The 3,092-nt window shown below is 43.1% G+C and carries 1 protein-coding gene; it reads right to left on the minus strand.

Annotated features, from left to right (window positions below):
• Positions 1-269 precede the first annotated feature (269 nt).
• Positions 270-2,627 carry a polysaccharide biosynthesis tyrosine autokinase gene (locus QUB14_RS28295; protein WP_333221513.1) on the minus strand — a complete coding sequence of 786 codons (2,358 nt, stop codon included), beginning with the start codon at positions 2,625-2,627 and terminating at the stop codon, positions 270-272.
• Between the last annotated feature and the right edge of the window lie 465 nt (positions 2,628-3,092).

Below are 3,092 nucleotides of genomic sequence, written 5' to 3' on the forward strand. Positions count from 1 at the left end.
GAGGTACTGGAATCATAATGAACCCTCCTGTATTTATTGTTTTAAGCACTGCATAGCCCTTAACTGAACCGTATTGGGCTATGTCCTTGATTATATCAGTGTTCTGACGGGGTTGTCACCCCGTCAGCGCGCTCACTCGAACGATTTTAGATTTTCGATTTACTCCACAGACGAATCTGGGAGCTTGAACAAGAGTCTAAAATTTTAGGAGTGCCATGACTCCTGTCGGGGGCTTGTATTCATTTTTTGGGGGTCAGCTTTTTTGAGTGTCACTCTTTTTTAGGAGCTAGTTTGCGGATACGAGACGGTGCTGGTGTCAGATTCAAATATTCATTTTTATCTTCAACAACTGATGATCTAGATGCTGGATACTTCTTGCGTTTAGGGGCATGATTCGCAACTGTACCCAAGCATGGTATGCCAAAATTTTCTAATTGACTGAAAACTTTTTTGACTACAGAAAAGGGAACCTGCTTAATTGCTACAACCATCAGTATGCCATCGGTGCGCGCCGCTAAAAAATTCGTATCTTTACTGTCCGCCAGCGGCGGCGTATCGTAGATAACTAAGTCAAATTTTGCCTGAAGTTCTTCCATTAAATACTGCATCTGAGATGATGCCAGCCGTCTAGCAGTACCAGGCTCCGGGAGACCGGCAGTTAATACAAAAAGATTATCTGCTAGATGCGATCGTTGGATAATTTCATGGGGTTCGTTTTTATTGTCGAGCAAGTTGCTCAATCCCTTGACATTAGGCAGTTCCAACAGCAAGTGCAGGCTGGGGGAATGCAAATTCGCGTCTACTAACAGCACTCGCTGACCCGCGAGCGCTGCCACGTGAGCTAAGTTTAAAGCAACGGTAGATTTGCCTTCGCCAACTGTAGCCGAACCAATTGCCAAAGAGCTAATCGTTCGATTTGAAGAAAGAAAGCGGATATTAGTATAGAGAGAGTCAAAAGCTTCTATAAATTCCGCAGCATTTTTCTTATTACCCTTTTTTCCTTCAAGATAAGCATAGGCATTAGCAATAGAAGGCGGAAAATATTTAGCATTTTTGTCAAGAGGAATTGCTCCCAATAAAGGCGCTTCAACCGCATCTTTAACGTCATCAGCACAGTAGAAAATATTGCGGAACTTTTCAATGAGGATAGCAGCTCCCAGACCCAAAACTAGCGCCCCAACAACTGCCATCAGCAATTTGTTTTTAGCTTTCGTGGCAACTGGAATCAGGTTGCCATTAGCATCTCGCGGTATCAGTGGTTCAGAAATTATTTCCCAAGGGACTTGGCTTTGAGCTGCTTGGACGCGCAGAGTTTCCCGCTGGCTTAAAAGTTGATCGCGGGTACGGGCGGCTACTTCTAATTGCTGTTGCAGTTCGTTGTAGCGGCGGGCTATGGTGGGGAATTCTGTTGCTTGTCGGTTTAAATTGTTTTTAGTTTGGCTGATTGCCTGACGGCGAGCTTCTAAGACTTCAACTTGGTTAGCAGTATCAACCAATTGTTTAATCAAGCCTATGCGAATTGAATTTTGAAAATTCTGAACTTTAGAATTGGCTTGGGTGCCTACTAAATTTTGCCCCAAAATTCGATCAGTTTGCTGGTTGAGCAAAGCTACTAAATTTGCTCGCTTGCGCTCTAAAGCTTCCACTATAGGGTTAGCAGATTTAAAACGAGCTGTTTCTACAGCAATCTGACCTTCTACTTCCTTAACCTTGGTCAGCAACTCTTTATATTGAGGTTCTTCGCTTAAAGCGGAAGCGGCAATAGCTTCATTTGGTGTAAAATCTAATTGTTTTTGCAAGTTAGCGTACAGCGTTTTTTGTTCTTGCAGTAGCCTTTGAGTTTCTAACTCTAAAGTTTCTACGGTACGAACTTGCTCCATTAATTGCGCGCCTTGTTCTTGAGGATTGGTAATCTTTTGCTGCTCCTGTATCACCTGTAACTCCGATTTCAGCTTGTTTACGCGCTTATTGAGTCCCGGAAGCTGGTCTTCAATAAAAATAACACCTTCACCAATGCGAGTCTTGCGTTCGTCAAGACTATACTTTAAATATTTCTTTTTAGTTTCTTGTAAAACGAACTCAACTAATTTAGGATCACTCCCCATGAAGCGAACTTCCAAAATTTTAGTCAGCGTCATTTGGTCTTCTCCCACCCGCAAAACGACTAATCCTTTTTTAAGAATTTCCTGGGTAACTTCTGGATATCGTTTTTGCACTTGTTTAACAATAGCCGACAGCATCTGAGGACTCTGGAGAATTTGAAGTTGAGTTGCGTAGTCCAAACTAAAAAAATCTCGATTAGGCACTTCTCCCCCCTGGCCGCGATTGGCTAGGGCTGAGGGATCAGCAATTCTTGCCTCCGTTGTCACGGGTTCCACTAACATCCGAAAATCGCCTTGATATGTTTTCTTGCCTCCCTTGATCTGATAAGTAACTCCACCGCCTACTAGACCTATAATCCCAATAATGATTAGGGCTTGTCGCTGAAAAGTCCTCAAAAACGGTTTTAGATTCAATCCTTTCTGAGGCTGCGCGCTTAACTCTTCTCCCTCGTCAACGGAAAATTGCTGCACCTGTCGGCTCTGGTTGCTAATGGGTACGATATGAGCGTCCTGTTCTCTTTCCATGTTGACCTCTTTGATATTTTGGGGGTAAAATCAGCTTTGTTCTGCGAGCCTTCTAGTTGATACTTTGAGCATTGGCTTAAGGATATCACACGAGATTCTTGGTTGGTCGAACCCAATTCCTTCTAATAGTTCTCACTCTTTTCACATAGTATACAAAAATAACTAAATCCCTATGGTGTGCCGGCTGCAAAAGTTATTTTACAACTTCTGGAGAGTTGTAGCGGACTGCATTTGGGTCTGCTGCGTTGTGCTTGTATGTAGAGTGTCCGGGCGACGAAACAAAATTTCTCCGGTGTCGCTCAGCTTCGCGGTAGGCGCAATAACTTTACCAAACTTTTACAATTGACTATAACACCTCAGCCGTCGCTTGCACTGGTATTGCTTTGTAATCTATAGCGTTTCTCAGATAGATGAGGTACAATAACAGCAGTGAGTAAACCAATTCCTCATATCGGATAATGTAAC

Source organism: Microcoleus sp. B3-D2 (assembly GCF_036705345.1).
Classification (GTDB): domain Bacteria; phylum Cyanobacteriota; class Cyanobacteriia; order Cyanobacteriales; family Microcoleaceae; genus Microcoleus.

Coding starts and splice junctions, on each gene's coding strand:
- QUB14_RS28295 (WP_333221513.1), bottom strand. CDS start 2,627: ATGGAAAGAGAACAGGACGCTCATATCGTACCCATTAGCAACCAGAGC.